The sequence below is a fragment of the Streptomyces sp. NPDC127595 genome, from assembly GCF_042671685.1.
In the GTDB taxonomy this organism is placed as follows: domain Bacteria; phylum Actinomycetota; class Actinomycetes; order Streptomycetales; family Streptomycetaceae; genus Streptomyces.
Window position 1 is genome coordinate 80,412 of sequence record NZ_JBHXWK010000008.1, and the last position, 16,957, is coordinate 97,368.

The 16,957-nt window shown below is 70.1% G+C and carries 12 protein-coding genes; 5 read left to right on the forward strand and 7 right to left on the reverse strand.

Going from position 1 to position 16,957, the window contains the following annotated elements; all coding sequences use genetic code 11:
• Positions 1-13: 13 nt before the first annotated feature.
• Positions 14-1,612: a PP2C family serine/threonine-protein phosphatase gene (locus ACFVKT_RS25275; RefSeq protein WP_385735182.1), complete on the reverse strand. Its 1,599-nt coding sequence runs from the start codon at positions 1,610-1,612 to the stop codon at positions 14-16.
• A gap of 509 nt (positions 1,613-2,121) precedes the next feature.
• On the opposite strand from ACFVKT_RS25275, the gene ACFVKT_RS25280 reads away from it, so the two are divergent.
• Together ACFVKT_RS25280 and ACFVKT_RS25285 are read left to right on the forward strand one after the other, a co-directional pair.
• Positions 2,122-3,102 (forward strand): helix-turn-helix domain-containing protein, encoded by a 981-nt coding sequence (locus ACFVKT_RS25280; protein ID WP_385735183.1) that lies wholly within the window; start codon positions 2,122-2,124, stop codon positions 3,100-3,102.
• 36 nt (positions 3,103-3,138) lie between these two features.
• The gene (locus ACFVKT_RS25285) at positions 3,139-3,621 is read left to right on the forward strand and encodes a DUF456 domain-containing protein (RefSeq protein ID WP_385735184.1); all 483 of its coding nucleotides are present in this window, start codon (positions 3,139-3,141) and stop codon (positions 3,619-3,621) included.
• Between the two features lie 22 nt (positions 3,622-3,643).
• On the opposite strand, the gene ACFVKT_RS25290 is transcribed toward ACFVKT_RS25285, so the two are convergent.
• On the reverse strand, positions 3,644-4,894 hold the full coding sequence (locus ACFVKT_RS25290; protein WP_385735186.1) for an SGNH/GDSL hydrolase family protein: 1,251 nt from the start codon (positions 4,892-4,894) through the stop codon (positions 3,644-3,646).
• A 151-nt stretch (positions 4,895-5,045) separates the two neighbouring features.
• Between ACFVKT_RS25290 and ACFVKT_RS25295 the strand changes: the two genes are divergently transcribed.
• The gene (locus ACFVKT_RS25295) at positions 5,046-5,414 is read left to right on the forward strand and encodes a PPOX class F420-dependent oxidoreductase (RefSeq protein ID WP_385735188.1); all 369 of its coding nucleotides are present in this window, start codon (positions 5,046-5,048) and stop codon (positions 5,412-5,414) included.
• A 413-nt stretch (positions 5,415-5,827) separates the two neighbouring features.
• Here ACFVKT_RS25295 and rsgA read toward each other — a convergent pair whose 3' ends face one another.
• Both rsgA and ACFVKT_RS25305 read right to left on the reverse strand, forming a co-directional pair.
• A complete protein-coding gene (gene rsgA / locus ACFVKT_RS25300; RefSeq protein WP_385735190.1) occupies positions 5,828-6,988 on the reverse strand; it encodes a ribosome small subunit-dependent GTPase A in 1,161 nt (386 codons plus the stop codon).
• Between the two features lie 473 nt (positions 6,989-7,461).
• A complete protein-coding gene (locus ACFVKT_RS25305; RefSeq protein ID WP_385735192.1) occupies positions 7,462-8,235 on the reverse strand; it encodes a carbonic anhydrase in 774 nt (257 codons plus the stop codon).
• A 1,006-nt stretch (positions 8,236-9,241) separates the two neighbouring features.
• On the opposite strand from ACFVKT_RS25305, the gene ACFVKT_RS25310 reads away from it, so the two are divergent.
• Complete coding sequence (locus ACFVKT_RS25310) at positions 9,242-9,889, forward strand: hypothetical protein (protein WP_385735194.1); 648 nt, start codon at positions 9,242-9,244, stop codon at positions 9,887-9,889.
• Positions 9,890-10,072: 183 nt separating this feature from the next.
• Here the strand turns inward: ACFVKT_RS25310 and ACFVKT_RS25315 are convergent, their stop codons facing one another.
• Genes ACFVKT_RS25315 through rutA form a run of 3 tightly spaced genes read right to left on the reverse strand, consistent with a single transcriptional unit; the run spans position 10,073 to position 13,452 of the window.
• Positions 10,073-10,714 carry an isochorismatase family protein gene (locus ACFVKT_RS25315; protein WP_385735196.1) on the reverse strand — a complete coding sequence of 214 codons (642 nt, stop codon included), beginning with the start codon at positions 10,712-10,714 and terminating at the stop codon, positions 10,073-10,075.
• A complete protein-coding gene (locus tag ACFVKT_RS25320) occupies positions 10,711-12,360 on the reverse strand; it encodes an MFS transporter (RefSeq protein WP_385735695.1) in 1,650 nt (549 codons plus the stop codon). The genes ACFVKT_RS25315 and ACFVKT_RS25320 overlap by 4 nt, the downstream gene beginning before the upstream one ends.
• Positions 12,361-12,378: 18 nt before the next feature.
• Entirely contained in the window at positions 12,379-13,452 is a 1,074-nt protein-coding gene (rutA, locus tag ACFVKT_RS25325; protein WP_385735198.1) for a pyrimidine utilization protein A, read from the reverse strand.
• A 345-nt stretch (positions 13,453-13,797) separates the two neighbouring features.
• Between rutA and ACFVKT_RS25330 the strand changes: the two genes are divergently transcribed.
• Positions 13,798-16,734 carry a SpoIIE family protein phosphatase gene (locus ACFVKT_RS25330; protein ID WP_385735200.1) on the forward strand — a complete coding sequence of 979 codons (2,937 nt, stop codon included), beginning with the start codon at positions 13,798-13,800 and terminating at the stop codon, positions 16,732-16,734.
• Positions 16,735-16,957: the final 223 nt, after the last annotated feature.

Here is a 16,957-nt window from a genome sequence, read left to right on the forward strand (position 1 = left end):
ACAAGGCCAAGCGTTACGCCTCCCAAACGGCCGCGGCTGTTCGATCGTCGGCGTACCCCTTGACCCGCACTTGGGTGTCCGCGAGGAACGCGGCAAGACCGGGCGGTTCCGGCGCCGACCATCGCGCCGTCAGATGCTCCGCGAGCTCGGGTTCGCCGCGCAGGGGCTCCGCGAGGCCGCCGGTGCACAGCAGGAGCGTGTCACCCGGGCGGGCGACGGAGGCACGGAAGCGGAACGGGGCACGCGGCGGCTCGGCGATCGCCTCGTACGGGCTCGGGGGTGTCGTGATCCCCAGGTCCATGGTGAGCCGGTCGCCCTCCGGGGTCTCGTGGGGCAGCGATCCGAAGCCGACGACGGCCTCGCCGGTGGCCTCGGCGACCCGCGGCTCGATGTCCTGCCACTCGCCGTCCCGCAGCCGGAACAGGCCGCCTACCCCGACGCCGAAGAAGACGCGCGTACGGCACTCGGGGTCGGCGGGCAGCAGCAGGCACCGCAGGCTCGCGGTGTACTCCTCGGGTTCGATGCCCTGCTCGGCGGCGCTCGCCCGCAGTTTGCCGAGGCTGCGGTCGGTGAGCCGGTGCAGCCCCGACTTCAGGTCACCGCGCCGGGCCGCCCTGATGTCCTCGGAGAGCCGTGCGTGACTGCGCCCCACTGCCCGCCCGATCCACTGGCAGGCCTCGGCCGCGGCCAGGTGCGCGCCGGGCGTGGCCCGGGCCCCGGTCGCCATCGCGACGAGCACCAGCGCCTGCTCCCCCGTCCCGAACCGGGCGGTGAGCAGCGAGTCCCGGCGCGGCTCGCCCCGGTAGCGCGCGGAGTCCCCGCGCACGGAGGCCGCCCGCAGCGTGCTGGTGCCGTAGCGCGCGCCGTCCAGCACCGTGTCGGCGACCAGGTCGTCGAGTTCGTCGGGGTCGGCGAGCGGGAGGGTGGTGGGCTCGGCGTCGTAGGTGGGCGGGCCCGAGCCGACGTAGTCGACGGCGGGGGGCTGCTGGAGGACGGAGAGGGTGGACTCGTGGTCCTGGAGGGGGTCCCGGAGGCCGTCCTGAAGGGCATCCCGGAGGGCGGAGGGCGGCGGGGCGTCCTCGGGCTCGGGGGCGTTCGAGACGGGAGCGTTCGACGTGGGTACGGCTGTGTCCGCCGACTCCGTGGACGTGCGGCTCGGGGGCTCCTGCGGGCGGAATCCCGGCGGGGTCGGCCCCGGCGGGAAGATGGCGGGAACGGACGGGTCGACGGCCGGCCGGGTGGGCGGAGCGGCAGGCGGACCCGGGGGTGGAGCGACAGGCGGAGCGTCAGGCAGTGCCTGCCAGGGGCCCGGGTCGGGGCTCCGTCTGAGGCCGGGGCTCGGCTGGGGGGCGTCGCCGCGCTCCCAGCGGCCGGGGCGCTGCTCGGGCACGGCGGGGGGCCGCGCCGGCTGGGGCGGGACATCGGAGTCGGGCGTCCGCCCCGGTCGTGGAGCGGGCCCGGGCTCCAGGCCCACCGTCCCCGCGGCCGACGCGAACCGGTCGTCGAGGGAATCGGCCACGGCCGCGGGCCCCGTGTCCTCGGTGGAGTCGTCGTACAACTGCCCCCACCAGTCGTCCTCATGACCGGTGGGCTTCTCCCCCTGCTGGCTCATGCCCCTAATTGTCCACCGCGGGAGCCGGATGAAAACGGGGCATCCGGAAAAACCGGCCAAGGGACTGGTCCTCGAACGGCGTGTCGGATGAACCGTCGAACGGCGATACGAGGGAAACCGGCGCCCACGAGCCCGGAAACATACCGCCGGGCGGTCCCACCCCCCACGGGAGAACCGCCCGGCGGCGCCGGAGTGACCGGGGCCCGGCGCACGCGCACGCCGTAGGCACGGGTCACAGTCTGGTGACCGAATTGTTGTGCTGTCGGTCTGTTAGGCCGAGTGTGACTTGCTTTCCTGAAGCTCCGCTGTGATTCACGGCCACACTCCACTCACCCATAGTGTTCCTAAGCAGGGCACTACGGGCGGTGTTTGTCACTGCGGTGGCGTGAGCTTGTCAGAGAGGCGGGGGGTGTGGCGATGATGTGCGGAGGCGGGTTTGCGCCGTGGCTGCTTTCCGCCATTGGCACCACCGACCTGCTGAAACGATTCCGGGGGAGGGACATCGCCGCATGCTCGCAGCGATAGGTCTGGACGAGACGCACGAGACGGCTTACCGGGCGCTGGTGTCCGTGGGCGCCGCCGACGTGCCCGATCTCGCCCGGCGGCTCACGCTCGGCGAGTACGACACGGAGCGTGCCCTGCGCCGCCTTGAGCGGCACGGACTCGCGGCACAGTCGTCGGCGCGGCCGGGGCGCTGGGTCGCCGCCCCGCCCGGGGTGGCCCTTGGCGCGCTGCTCACCCAGCAGCGGCACGAGCTGGAGAAGGCGGAGCTGGCGGCCGCGCTGCTCGCCGAGGAGTACCGCGGGCAGGCCACGGAGCCCGCCGTGCACGACCTGGTCGAGGTGGTGATCGGGGCCGCGGCGGTTTCGCAGCGGTTCCTGCAGCTCCAGCTCGGCGCGGCCGAGGAGGTGTGCGCGCTGGTCACCGGGAACCCGGTCGTCGTCTCCGGCGTGGAGAACGAGGCGGAGGAGCAGGCCGCGGGCCGGGGGGTCCGCTACCGCGTGGTCGTCGAGCGGGCGGTCCTCGATCTTCCGGACGGGATCGCCGAGCTGTCCGCGGCGCTCGGCCGGGACGAGCAGGTACGGGTCGTGGACCAGGTGCCGACCAAGCTGGTGATCGCCGACCGGGCGCTCGCGTTGGTGCCGCTCACCTCGCGCACCTCGGAGCCCGCCGCGCTGGTCGTCCACGAGAGCGGGCTGCTCGAACTGCTCTCCGGGCTGTTCGAGTCGGTGTGGCGTGACGCTCTGCCGCTGCGGCTCGGCGGTGCGGGCGTCGCGGAGCAGGAGGCGGACGGACCCGACGGCACCGATCTGGAGATCCTTTCCCTGCTCCTCGCCGGACTGACCGACGCGAGCGTCGCCAAGCAGCTCGATCTGGGGCTGCGGACCGTGCAGCGCCGGGTGAAGCGGCTGATGGAGCTGACGGGCGTGACGACCCGGCTCCAGCTCGGCTGGCACGCGTACGAGAAGAGCTGGGTGGCACGGGACTGACCTGCGGTTTCCCGTCGGCTCAGGCACGCTGGGCAGATGGGAGCGTGGGAACTCCTGCTGGTCGGCGTGGTGATACTGCTCGGCCTGGCCGGAGTACTGGTGCCCGGCGTACCGGGGTCGTGGCTCGTATGGGCCGCGGTCCTGTGGTGGGCACTGGACGACACCCGGGCGCTCGCCTGGGTCGTGCTCGTGAGCGCGACCGGGGTCCTGCTGCTGTCCCAGGCGGTCCGGTGGATGCTGCCGCCTCGACGACTGCGGGAGAGCGGGGCAACCCCTCGAATGGCGGTATACGCCGGGGCCGGGGCGTTCCTCGGCTTCTTTCTGGTGCCGGTGGCGGGCGCGATACCCGGCTTCCTCTGCGGGCTCTACCTCTGCGAACGGCTGCGGCTGGGCGGGCACGGACAGGCGATGGCGTCGGTGCGGACGGGAATGCGAGCGGGTGGGTGGAGTGTGCTGACGGAGCTGTTCGCGTGCCTGCTGATCATGGGGGCGTGGCTGGGGGCCGTGGTGTGGGGCTGAGCCGCTTCGGTCCCCCTTTCGGTCAGGGGGCCGAGGTCGTCAGCTTGGCCAGGTCGATCGAGTCGGCCATCGCCTTCATGCCCGTGTCGTTGAAGTGCAGGTGGTCGCCTGGGTCGTACGCGGGGAGGATGCGGCTCGGGAGGGCCGGGTCGCGGACCACGGCGTCGAAGTCGACGACCGCGTCGAAGAGACCGCGGGTGCGGATCACGGTGTTGACCTTCTGGCGTACGGCCTCGCGGGCCGGCGTGTGGGCGCTGTGGCCGCCGTACGGCGTGAGAGTCGCCCCGATGACACGGATTCCGCGGGCGTGCGCACGGCTCACCAGGCGGCGGTAGGCGTCCTCGATGACGGCGGGGTCCTTCTGCGCCGGGGTTCCCTTGATGTCGTTGATGCCCTCCATCACGATCACCACGCGGACGCCGGTACGGGAGAGGACGTCGGCGTCGAAGCGGGCCAGCGCGCTGGGTCCGTTGCCTTCGAGCAGGAGGCGGTTTCCGGAGATCCCCGCGTTGAGGACACCGAGCCGGCGGTTCGGCGGGAGGGCCTTCAGACGGTCGGCGAGCCGGTCGGGCCATCGGTTGTTGGCGCTGAACCCGGATCCGGTGCCGTCGGTGATGGAGTCGCCGAGCGCGACCACGCTGCCGGCGGCGGAGGTGCCGAGTACGTCGACGCCGGTCACGTAGTACCAGTTGCCGATGTCGACCGTGTACGCGGTGCCGGTCTCCTCGGCGGCCCGATTGCCCTCGGGTGCGACGAAGTTGGCCTGGATGGCGGAGCGGTGATAGGTCGCCGGGCCCGAGTCGGCGGGGGTGTGCACGGAGACCAGGAGGTTGGCGTCGGCGGGGATCGGGAGGTGGACGGGGTCGGTCACCAGGTCCTTGCCCGCCGGGATCGTCACCTTCCCGGCGCCCCCGAAGGTGGCGGTGCGCATCGAACCGGCGACGGCCTTCGGGCTTCTTGGCGCGCCCGGTTCCTGCAAGGCGACGGTGACGGCGCCGAGTTGGAGCGGCTGGGTGCCGAGCCGGTTGGAGATCCGGATACGGGCCGCGCTGCCGCCGACGCTGGTGTGCACGACGTTGCGGACGGTGGCGCCTGGCAGCGCGGGGACGGTGCCGGAGGCGGCGCCTTCCCACGTTCCGGTCCATGTCGGTGTGGGGGCGAGGGCGAACGGGCCGAGGGCGGGCCCCGCGTCGGCTCTCGCGGACGGTGGGGCGAGGGCGAGGGTCGTCACCAGGACCGCGAGGACATGCCGGACCTTGATCGCGGGGGTCATGCGCCCAAGGATTCCCGAGCGGTCGGTCCCACCAACGCACTCTCGCCCCATTGCACGCCATTGGGCGCACGGCCGTACACCCGTACTACAACCGTGGTCCTACGCCCAGGACCCGATGCGCCGCCGCGCACAAGCGTGTTTGGCTGCTGCCATGACCGAATTCAGCGAGGCCGAGCGTGTGTACCTCAAGTCGCAGCGGCTGGGGCGGTTGGCCACCGTCGACGCCCACGGGCAGCCACAGGCGAACCCCGTCGGCTACTTCCCCCAGGACGACGGGACGATCCTGGTCGGCGGCTACTCGATGGGCTCCACCAAGAAGTGGCGCAACCTCCAGAAGAACCCGAAGGTCGCCCTCGTCGTCGACGACGTCGTCAGCCTCCACCCGTGGAAGGTCAGAGGCATCGACATCCGAGGCGAGGCCGAACTCCTCACCGGTCCGCACGACTTGGGCCCCCACTTCAGCGAGGAACTGATCCGCGTGCATCCTCGGCGGATTCATAGTTGGGGGTTGGAGGACTGAGGCGGGGTTGGGGTGGAGGGGCTTTTTCGCCCCCTCCGCCCCTGCCCGTCCCTTGCTCCTGGGGGCTGCCGCCCCCAGACCCCCGCCGTCGCGCTGAACGCGCTCGTCCTCAAACGCCGGACGGGCTGAAAGGCCCTACCCGGAGCTGAAGAGTCCCGCCCCCACGGGTGGGCGGGGGATCGGGACGGCACCACCTCGCCCTCAAACACCGGACCGCTGAAACATCTCCCCCGGCCGGAACTGAGCAGCACCGCCCCCGCGGGTGGGGCGATCGGGACGGCAGCGCCTCGCTCTCAACCGCCGGACCAGCGGCAAGATCTCCCCGGCCCGGGGCTGACGAGCGCCGCCCCCACGGGTCCCGGGGGGATCGGGACTGCACCGCCCGCCCTCAAGCACCCGACCGGCAGCAAGGCCTACCAGCGCCCCCTCTTCGCCTCCATCGCCGCGCGGCCCTCCGCGCCCTTTCGTTTCCAGTCCTTGCGGATTTCTGCTCGGAGTCTGGCGTCGGTTTTGGCGACGATGCGCTGGTTTTCGCGGAGGAGTTTGCGGTAGCTGTCGAGGCGGCGTTCGGGGAGGGTGCCGGAGTCGACGGCGGCGAGGACGGCGCAGCCGGGTTCGGCTGTGTGGGCGCAGTCGTGGAAGCGGCAGTGGGTGGCGAGTTGTTCGATCTCGGAGAAGACCTGGCCGACGCCGGTCTCGGCGTCCCAGAGGCCCACGCCGCGCAGGCCGGGTGTGTCGATGAGGACGCCGCCGCCGGGGAGGACGAGCAGGTTGCGGGTCGTCGTGGTGTGCCGGCCCTTGCCGTCGACGTCGCGCGTGGCCTGTACCTCCATGACGTTCTCGCCGAGCAGGGCGTTGGCGAGGGTCGACTTGCCCGCGCCGGACTGTCCGAGGAGCACGGTCGTACCGCCGGAGAGGACGGCCTCCAGTACGTCCAGACCCTGCCCGGTGCTTGCGCTCACGGGCAGCACCGGCACCCCCGGAGCCGTCGTCTCGGCGTCCTCCACCAGGTGTCCGACCGTCGCCGGGTCCGGCACGAGGTCGGCCTTGGTAAGGACGACCACCGGCTGCGCGCCGCTCTCCCAGGGGGATGCCGACGTATGCAGCAGTGCCTCACCGCTCGAACTGGACATGGCCAACGCCAGGAACCGCTCTATCCGCCCAAGCTCCAGTTCGACCGCGAGCGACACGCAGATGACGACGTAATCGATGTTGGTGGCCAGCACCTGACCCTCGGAACGCTTCGACGACGTCGAGCGCACGAAGGCGGTACGGCGCGGCAGCAGCGTCCGCACATATCGCGGATCGCTGCCAACGGGGTCGACGGCGACCCAGTCCCCGGTGCACACGACCTTCATCGGGTCACGAGGGACGACGAACTCGGTGTCGGCACGCACGGTGCCGACCGGGGTGACGACGTCACACAGGCCACGGTCGACCCGCACGACACGGCCGGGCAGCAGACCCTGCTCGGCATACGGAGCGAACTCGGCCTCCCAGTCCGCATCCCAGCCGTACGGCACGAGGGGATGCGAGGGAAACGAGGACAAATCCGGGAGAGAAGAGAAAGACAAGGGGTGACCCTTCACAAGGGTGGCCCCGGCACCGCGCTCACAGGCGCGGAAGAAGTTGGAGAGGTCAGCCGGAGGCCACGGAGGTGGACTTGATGAACTTCCGGATGCGGGCAGCGCCCATCTCAACGACAGCCATCGGTCACACCTCCCAAACTCACTCGGCCGACACGGGCGGCCGACCGGCCACCAAGGGTACGAACAGAAAACTAACCTCCGACTCCCACGGAACGCCACCCGTTTTCCGGCAAGGAGCCCGGCAACGCCTCAAGCCGCGAGGCAGACGCTGCCCTTCCCTCCTTACGAGGTGAGGCATGCCTGCCGCAGGAAGATCCGGACTTGGGTACGGACCGGCCGGCCCCAGGCGAGGAGTGCCTGGGGCCGGCCCTGCGGAGGACGGCAGCGATCGGCCGGCCCGCCCTGGTTGCGAGCGGGCTCACTCGCGACATTCGTGGGTCAGGTCGTGGACGGCAGGGTCAGCTGATGCGGTGGACGCGCTGGGTGGTGAGTTCGTACCTGGCGCCCACGATGGCCAGTTGCCCCGCTGAAACCCTGGCGGCGAGGTCGGGTTCGGCCGCGAGCCGGGAGCGGACGAGGCGGACGTTGGCGGTGATGGTCGCGTCGATACGTGCGTCGCCCTCGACCGAGTGGTCTATCGCGGGGCGTATCTGCTCCGCCAGGTACTCAATGTGGTCCGGGAGCTGCGCGCCGCTGATGTCCGCCTGGACGGCCGCGGAGACTGCGCCGCATGACTGGTGACCGAGCACCATGACCAGGGGGATGCCAAGTTCGAGGACACCGTAGGCGATGCTGCCGAGGACCGCCTCGTCCAGGACCTCGCCCGCTGAGCGCACGGTGAGCAGGTCGCCGAGTCCCTGGTCGAAGACCAGTTCCGGCGACACCCGGGAGTCGATGCACCCGAGGATGATGGCGAAGGGATGCTGCCCGGCAATCAGTTCCTGCCGGACGGTGTACGTCTCGTCGGGGTGCTCCTCGTGCAAGGTGCGCCAGCGTTCGTTGCCGGCGGCCAGTTCACGCAGGGCGCCTTGAGCGGTGGTGGGCCGCGTGGCGTCCGTTGTGCTCAGGGGGCTGGCCGCGGCGGCGGAGGCGCCGAGCGTCATCCCTGCGCCGACTGCGGCTGTCCCGGCCAGTGCGGCTCGAAGAACCTTGCGCCGCGGGTGAGTTGCGCTGCTTGTGCGTGCGGCCGGCATGCGGCCGGACGTTCTGGGGGGTTCGGCGTTGGCTGTCACGCTCGGACCATAGAACTGCGACCTGTGCACAGTTGGTGCGTTGCGAGATCCATAACACCTCTTTGCACGGTCTTGAATCAGCGGACGGAGCGGCAGCCACTATCCCTACCGATTCGCATCTCTGGCATACAGTCTCATCCGCCAAGGCGACGCCCCAGCAAGCCCGAATCATGATCGTGTGACGAGTTCGCCGCACATGAAATTCCCCCGTACGTCCACTGTGTCATTTCTGTCTGTTCCTTGTGTCCAGTCAAATATCTCGCCGTCACGGGCACAACAGTTTGCGGGTTCGAGTCCCTGTACACCCGATATGCCGAACGCGACCGGATCGTCAAGCGCGGCGTAAAGACCAGTAAAAGGTTGGCAACCGCGGAACCGAGACGTGAAAGCGCGCGTTCAATGCACATTGAACGAGGCATTTTTTATGCGCATCCATGGGAGATAATGGTGACCGAATTGGAATGCATTGTCGCCCTGCCTCACAGCAGCCCCGGTCCAGCTCCAGGTCTTCGAGCGCTACCACGGAGACCTGCAGATCGACGAGAACGGAGCCGCCGAACTGCGCACCGTCATCCAGGAAACCGGTGCCAAGGAGGCCAAAGAGGCGATGGCCGACGAATGCCGGAAGCGCGCCATCGCGATACTCCAGGACATGGATATCACCGCAGAGGTACGGACGGCTTTGACAGAGGTGGCGTTTACCCTCTGCCGAACCCTCTGCCGGAGGCCAAGTCACCATGCCCCCAACGTTCCCGACCGGCACCGCGCCCTCAGCACTGCCCCTCGTCGGCCACGCCTGGGCCCTGTTGAACCATCCCCTGGACTTCCTGGCCGCGCCCCAACCGGTGGAGGCGGGAACCGCATGGCCTGGGACAGCCTGGGAACCGCGGCCCTGGGCGGGCTCGTGTCCTGGTACGGGTGCGAGGGGAAACCAGCGAGACCGGCGGGGGGAATCATGCAGATCATCGAGGTGACCGGGTATGCCGTTCGATCTGCTGTGATAACCATGAGGCGGACAGGGACGCCCTTCGAATTCGTGATCTTCCCGATGCTGCATGTGGCTTCGCCGACGTTCTACTCCCAGGTCCGCATCAGACTCAGGGAATGCGACGTCATAGTCATCGAGGGGATCCGCGGGAAGTCGGCCGGAGTGAGTGCCCTCACCCTTGCTTACCGGTTCGCCCCACGCCGGCGGCGCAACGGTCTGCAGGAGCAGCGCGATGAACTGCTGCTTCCCGAAGACGTGCCGGTCATCAATCCGGATGTGACCGCCGCGGAGGCGATCGCGGACCTGAAGACACTGCCTCGGTGGACGTACATGCTGCTCATGGTCGCGGCCCCGGTGATGGGTCTGGTGTTCGCGCTGCGTGGTCCGCGCGCCTTCCTCGATGAAGACCTGGTGGTCGAGGATCTGCCGTCCACCCTGCGGGCGGAGATGGCCGACGATTCTGTGGAGCGTGCGCTGACCGGTCGGCGCGATCAACGGTTGCTCGACGCGCTCGGCGAGATCCACACGGAGCGCGGCGACGAGCCGATCCGGGTGGCCGTCGTCTACGGAGCCGGCCACGTCCCGGCGATCGTGTCGGGGCTGTGGGACCGCTACGGGTTCCGGCCACGTGAGGCGGAGTGGCTCACCGTCCTTGTCCCGGCGTAGATCGCCGGGTGACCCGGTTCCGCGCGTCCCGGCAGACGGTGGCGTCGGGGCGGCCCCGGTGCCCGCGGACACGGCGCGCAGGCCCGGCGTCGTACGGAGAGGTGCGCGGGCCCGGCGTCGTACGGAGAGGCGCGCGGTCCCGGCGTCGTACGGAGAGGTGCGCGGGCCCGGGACGCCATCGAATTACGGCGCCTTCGGGACCCTCTCCGCGAGGTGGTCCTGAACGCGCCCCAGCGGCCACACCTCGCCGATCTTGTGCTTGATGTCGAAGAGGTTCGCCGCGTGGACGTCCGGATCACGGTCGCCCACGGCCTCCTCGACCACGACCGGGATGAATCCGTGCTGCATGGCGTCGAGCGCGGTGGCACGGACGCAGCCGCTCGTCGACAGGCCGGCGATGAGCAGGGTGTCGATGCCGGTCGAGGTCAGGTAGGCGGCCAGCGCGGTGCCGAAGAAGGCGCTCGGGTACTGCTTCGTGACCGTCAGTTCGGTGGCCCTCGGGGCCAGTCCGTCGATGAAGTCGCCGTACGGGCTGCCCTCGACGAACACGCGGAGTGTCGGGACCTTGCGGAAGAAGAGGCCACCGTCACTGCCGTCCGCGCGCAGCCGCATCCGGGTGACGACCACCGGAATCCCGGCCCGGCGTGCGTCGGCCAGCAGGACCTGCATCGCCTCGACCGCCGGTTCGACACTGGCGTAGAGCGGACAGTCCGGGTCGACGTAGGCGCGGGCCGGGTCCACCAGGAGCAGGGCCGGGGAAGTGCCGGGGGTGAGCCGGCCGCCGAACCCGGCGCGCTCGTAGTCCTCCTGCTGGGAACCGGTCATGGCATCGTCCTTCGTGGGGTGGCGGGTTGCGGGCCGGCGTCCGTGGTGCGCTCGGCCGCGTCGGCGGCATCAGCGGTACGGGGTGTCCGCAGCGACTTGGGAAACGCCAGGCAGATCGCCGCCCCCGCCACGGCGATGCCCGTGAGGACGAGCCCGGTGACGCGGATGTTGGCCACGAACCGGCTCAGTTCGCCCGATGCGAGCACGTTGAGCGTGCCCTCGTACGCGGCCTGCCGGGCCGGTTCGCTCAGTCCGGTCGTGGTGAACGCGAGCGCGATCGCCGTACTGAGCAGATAGCCCACGCTCTGGGTGGTGGAGCGCAGGCCGTTGGCTATCCCGCGCCGGTCCGCCGGGACGCCGAGCATCAGCGCGCTGGTACTGGGCGTCATGAACAGCCCGGTGCCGGCCCCGATGAGGAAGAGGAACGGTGCCACCGCCCGGAACGGCACAGCCGTCGTCGACAGGCTCAGTGAGAAGCCCAGCAGCCCGCACGCCGTCATCGTCAGGCCGGCGGTCGTCAGCGCCCGTGGCGTGAAACGGCCGGTCAGCGATCCGGCGACCGCCGAGGTGATCAGCGTGCCGACCGCGACCGGTGTCACGAGCACCCCCGCCTTCAGGGGACTGGCTCCGCCGGCCGCCTGCTCGTACAGCGACGCCAGAAGTACGACGGCGTACGTGCTGACCGCGTGGGCGAGCACCGCGGCGAACACCAGGGAGATCGCGCGGGTACGCAGCAACGCAACGTCGACCAGGGGGTGCTTCCGCCGTGTCTGGACGACGACGAACACCGTGAACAGGGCGACGGCAGCGCCGCCGCAGATCCACGGCAGCCATCCGGCGACAGTGGCCGTGGCGCTGGGGGTGAGGGCGAGGACCAGAGCGGTCAGCATCGCCATGGACAGCAACGCGCCCCGTAGGTCGAACGGTTCACGGCCCGCGCCGGACCGCCAAGCACCACCGGACCGCCGGACCTCACCGAACCGCCGGACACCAACGGACCGCCAAGCACCACCGGACCACCGGACCTCACCGAGCCGCCGGACACCACCGGACCGCCGGGTGCCACCGGCACCGCTCGGCGGGACGGCCAGCGCCGAGGCGGCAATCGCGATCAGTCCGATCGGCACGCAGACGACGAACAGCCCACGCCATCCGAGCAGTTCGGTGGCGGCGCCGCCCACGAGCGGCCCGGCGACCTGGGCCACCGAGGCCACCGCCACGTTCCAGCCCAGTGCCCGGCCCAGGGTCCGCGCGGGAAACACGTCGGCGAGCAGGGCGGTGTTGTTGGTGATCACGGCGGCGGCGCCGACCGCCTGCACGACCCGTGCCGCGATCAGGAACTCAGCCGACGGGGACACCGCCGCGAGCCCGGTCGCCACGGTGAAGACGACGAGCCCGGCCAGATACAGCCTGCGGCGGCCGACGATGTCGGCGATCCGGCCGAAGACGAGGATCAGCGCGGTGGTGACCAGCATGTAGCCGAGCAGGATCCAGTCGGCCTGCCCGGGGCCCGCCCCCAACTCCCGGGTGATCGTGGGCAGTGCGACGGTGAGGCCGCTCATATTGAGGAACACGGCGACCACGCCCACCGCCGTGGCGGCGAACACCCGCCATGGACCGCGGACGGCGCGCTCCTCCTCGGACATCAGAACCACACGCCCGGCCTACTGCTGAATCGAGCGCGACTTCATCAGCGGCTGGACGCGTGTGCCGAAGTTCTCGAGGCCTTCGAGGAAGTCGTCGAAGACGAGCATGACCCCTTTGGTGCCGTCGACCTCGGCGACCTCGTCGAGCAGCTTCGCGACGGTCTCGTACGAGCCGACCAGTGTGCCCATGTTGAAGTTCACCGCGCCCTCGGGAAGCGCGATGGTCCGGGCCGTCGAGGAGTCGTCGGCCGTCGTGTCCGTGGCCGTCTCCCCCGCCATGTACGCCAGCGCAGCGTGGTCCGCGTTGTCGTGGTAGTCCTGCCACTTGGCCTGGGCGGCCTCGTCGGTCTCGTCGGCGATGACCATGAAGAGCGAGAGTGCGCCGACGTCCCGGCCGGTCTTCTCCACCGCGTCCACGAGGGTGGCCGTGCTGTCCGACAGCGCGAGCGGGGTGTTGACTCCGCTGCCCAGGATGAAGCTGTAGTCGGCGTGTTCGGCGGCGAACTTCATGCCGGTGCCGCTCTGCCCCGCGGCGACGATGCCGATCTGCCCGTTCGCCGGCCGCGGCGACAGGACGCAGTCGTCCATCTCGTAGAACTCGCCCTTGAAGTTGCTGACGCCCTCGCTCCACAACTCCTTCATCACGGTGACGTATTCGACCGCGCGGGCGTAGCGGTTGCCGAAGTGCTCGTCCCCGGGCCACAGGCCCATCTGGGAGTACTCGCCGGGCGCCCAGCCGGTGACGATGTTGATGCCGAAGCGGCCGGGGGCGATCGAGTCGACGGTCACGGCCATGCGCGCGACGATCGCGGGCGGCAGTACGAGGATCGGCGTGGAGGCGTACAGCTTGATCCGGTCCGTCACCGCGGCCAGGCCCGCCATCAGGGTGAAGGACTCCAGGTTGTGGTCCCAGAACTCGGTCTCGCCGCCGAACCCCTTGAGCTTGATCATCGACAGCGCGAAGTCGAGTCCGTGCTCCTCGGCCTTCTGCACGATGGCTTTGTTCAGCTCGAAGCTCGGCAGATACTGGGGCGAACTCTTCGATATGAGCCATCCGTTGTTGCCGATGGGGATGAATACGCCGATGTCCATGCCGCTCCTCGTTGGCGGGTGGGGTGAGCCTGACGGGGTGACAACGTGCCTGCGCGATCAGCGGGTTCCAGGACGACCACGACTGTATTCGTCGATCGTTACTGCGCACCTGTCGATCTGTGAACGTTGCACTACACGGCAGCCGTGCTACCCGCGGTGCCGGAAATTCTCCCGGTTTCGACCCATGTCACTCGGCTGGTCGCCGAAGGTGAAAGCGAACGATATCCCGCTCCAACTCGACCTGGAATCTCGCCTGTTGGGACGCGCTTTCCGTAACCGAAGCGGAAGGTGAGAATCCTGCGAAGCGGTGCGTCATCTGAGGTGGCAACGGTAAAATTTTGCAGCATGAACGCACGTCTGGCGCTGCTCAGTACGGTCGATTCCGGCATCGCCGAGAGCGAGGTCTTCCGGCTGGCACTCCAGCACGCGGTGGGCGAGCTGAACGCCCTCGGTGGAACGATTCACCTCCGCGGTCCGATGTCCGCACTGCGCCTGGTGTCGTCGACCGGCCTGCCTCCCGCGCTCACCCGGTCCTGGGAGATCATCGACCAGGGTGGCCCGCTGGCCCCCGCCCGGGCCCTGTACCGGGGCAGTGGCGTGTGGGTGCCGCTGAAGCCCGGTCGCGAGGCCGCCCCCGAAGTCACCTGGCCCGGCACCGGACTGGCCTCCTTACCCGTGTTCGGCGGGGAACGCAGCATCGGCGCACTGACGGTCCTGACGGGCGACGAGGGCGAGCCCACCCCGGAGCGGTGGGACTTCCTGCGGGCCGTGGTCGACTGGACCGAGGAGCGCATGGGCCAGGGACCGCCGCCGTCCGGACCCTCGCAGGCGGAGCTGAGCGGCAAGCGTGACCGGCTGCGGCAGGCTCTCAAGGAGGTCAGTGTCGGCTCCTGGGACTGGGACATCCAGGGCGGCGAGCTGCTCTGGGACGAGGCGGCCCTGGCGCTCTACGGCACCCGGCCGGAGGACTACACCGCCAGGGTCGAGAACTGGATGGTGTGCGTCCACCCCGACGACCTGGCGCCGACGCTGGACGCGGTGGACCGGGCGATCCGCGACCACGGCGTGTTCGAGGCCGAGTACCGGGTACGCCGCCTGGACGGCACGTACGGCTGGACACAGGCCCGCGGCCGCACGACGTACGACGAACACGGCGAACCCCTCCGGATGGTCGGCGTGGGCTGGGAGAGCAACGAGTCCCGTTCCGCCCGTGACGCGCTCAGCCGCGCCCTGCGCCATATGAGCGACGGCTTCCTGTCGGTGGACGAGGAGTGGCGGATCACCTTCGCCAACCTCCAGGCGGAGCGCACGCTGGGCTTCTCCGAGGAGGAACTGTTCGGGCGCGTCCTGTGGGAGCTGCCCGCCGCCCGGAACGTCCCAGGCCTGGAGAGCCGCTGCCGGAGGGCCGCGGCCGAGGAGAAGCCCGTCGGCTTCGACGTCCACGTGGGAGAGCCCGACCGCCGCTACCACCTGCGGCTCGTCCCGGGCCCCGACGGCCGCACCCTCTACCTCACCGACGTCACCGAGAAACGGCGGCACGAGGAGGAGCGCCGGGCGTCCGAGCGCGCCGCCGGCCAACGCGCGGCCCGGATAGCGGAGTTGACGACCTCCCTCGCCAAGGCGACGACCTCGCAGGACGTGGTGGACGCGGTTGCCCACCGGGTGCTGCCGCCGTTCGCGGCCACCGCGGTCCTGGTGCAGGCGCTTGAGGGCGACCGGCTGTACAACGTGGGAGCGGTCGGCTATCCGGACGACTTCCTCCCCATCGTCAACGGCCTCCCCCGCACCATCGGCGAACCGTCCTGGGACGCCATCGCGTCCGGTACGCCCTTGTTCCTGTCCTCCGTGCAGGAGTTCATCGCGCACTCGCCGAAGCTGGCCCACCGGCCCGAGCACGCGGGCAAACAGGCCTGGGCGTTCCTGCCGCTGACGGCGTCCGGCCACACCTTCGGCGTCTGCGTCGTGTCCTTCGACAGCCCGCGCCGCCTCACCGACGAGGAACGCACCCTGCTGACCACCATCAGCGCCCTCGTCGCCCAGGCCCTGGAGCGGGCCCGGCTCTACGATGCCGAGCACACCCGTTCCCGCGAACTCCAGCGCAGCCTGCTCCCCCGGGACCTGCCCGACCTGCCCGCGTGCACGGCGGCCGCCCGCTACCTTCCCGCCGGGCAGGGCATGGACGTGGGCGGCGACTGGTACGACATCATCCCGCTCTCCGGCGGTCAGGTCGCTCTGGTCGTCGGCGACGTGATGGGCCACGGTCTGCCGGAGGCGGCCACCATGGGCCGCCTGCGCACAGCGGTCCACACCCTGGCCGACCTGGAACTTCCCCCCGACGAGATCATGAGCCATCTGAACGACCTCGTCAGCGGCATGGGCGAGGAGTCGTATGTGACGTGTCTGTACGCGCTCTACGACTCGACCACCCAGATCTGCTCCATCGCCCGAGCCGGCCATCCCCCGCCGGCGGTGGTCCACCCGGACGGCACGGTGTATTTCCCCGACGCGGAGGCGGACCCACCGCTGGGCGCGGCCGAACCGCCTTTCGAGACCGTCGAGTTGACGGTGCCGGAGGGAAGCCTGCTGGTGCTCTACACCGACGGGCTCGTGGAATCGTCCAAGCGCGAGATGGACGAGGGAATGGCGGACCTGGCGCACCTGCTGAGCGCGGCGCACGGGACCGAAACCGGCGCGGATCTGGAGCAGCTCTGCGACACCCTCACGGCGGGCCTGCTTCCCGCCGAACACCCGACGGCGGACGACGCGGCCCTCCTCGTCGTCCGCCTGCACGCCCTGACCGGTGACCGGATCGCCTCCTGGCCCCTCCCCGAGGATCCCCGTGCAGCGGGCCAGGCCCGCCGACACGTCCGGGAACAGCTCCACGAGTGGGGCCTGGACGACCTGACCTCGACGACGGAACTCCTGGCCAGCGAGCTTGTGGGCAACGTGGTACGTCACGCCAAGGGGCCCGTCAGCCTGCGCCTCCTGCACGGCGCCGAGCTGATCTGCGAGGTGTTCGACGGCAGCCTGACGATGCCCCGAATCCGGCGTGCGACGGAGACGGACGAAGGTGGGCGGGGCCTGCAACTGGTCACGGCCCTCTCCCAACGCTGGGGTACGCGCTACACGGCGACGGGGAAGTGCATCTGGACGGAACAGTCACTGCTCACCCCGGACAGCCGGCGCGAACCGCCGTCGGACGCCCTGGAGTTGATGTTCCCGAACGTGGGGGCCTTCACGGGGGATCTGGATTCGCTGCCGTTCGGGGACGATGACCTGTAGACCGGAACGCGGACCGACAGACCCGAAGGAGGCCCGACAGACCGGAAGGAGAACCGACGGACGGGAAGGCGGACCTACAGACGGGAAGGCGGAGCTACAGACGGGAAGGCGGGCTGTCCAGATCTCAGTCCTCGCCGTCCGGCAGTCCGGTGGTGGCGAGGAGGCGACAGTCTCCCTATGGTGAACGGAGCGCTCTCGCTCGTACGTTCAGGAACGGGAGCGC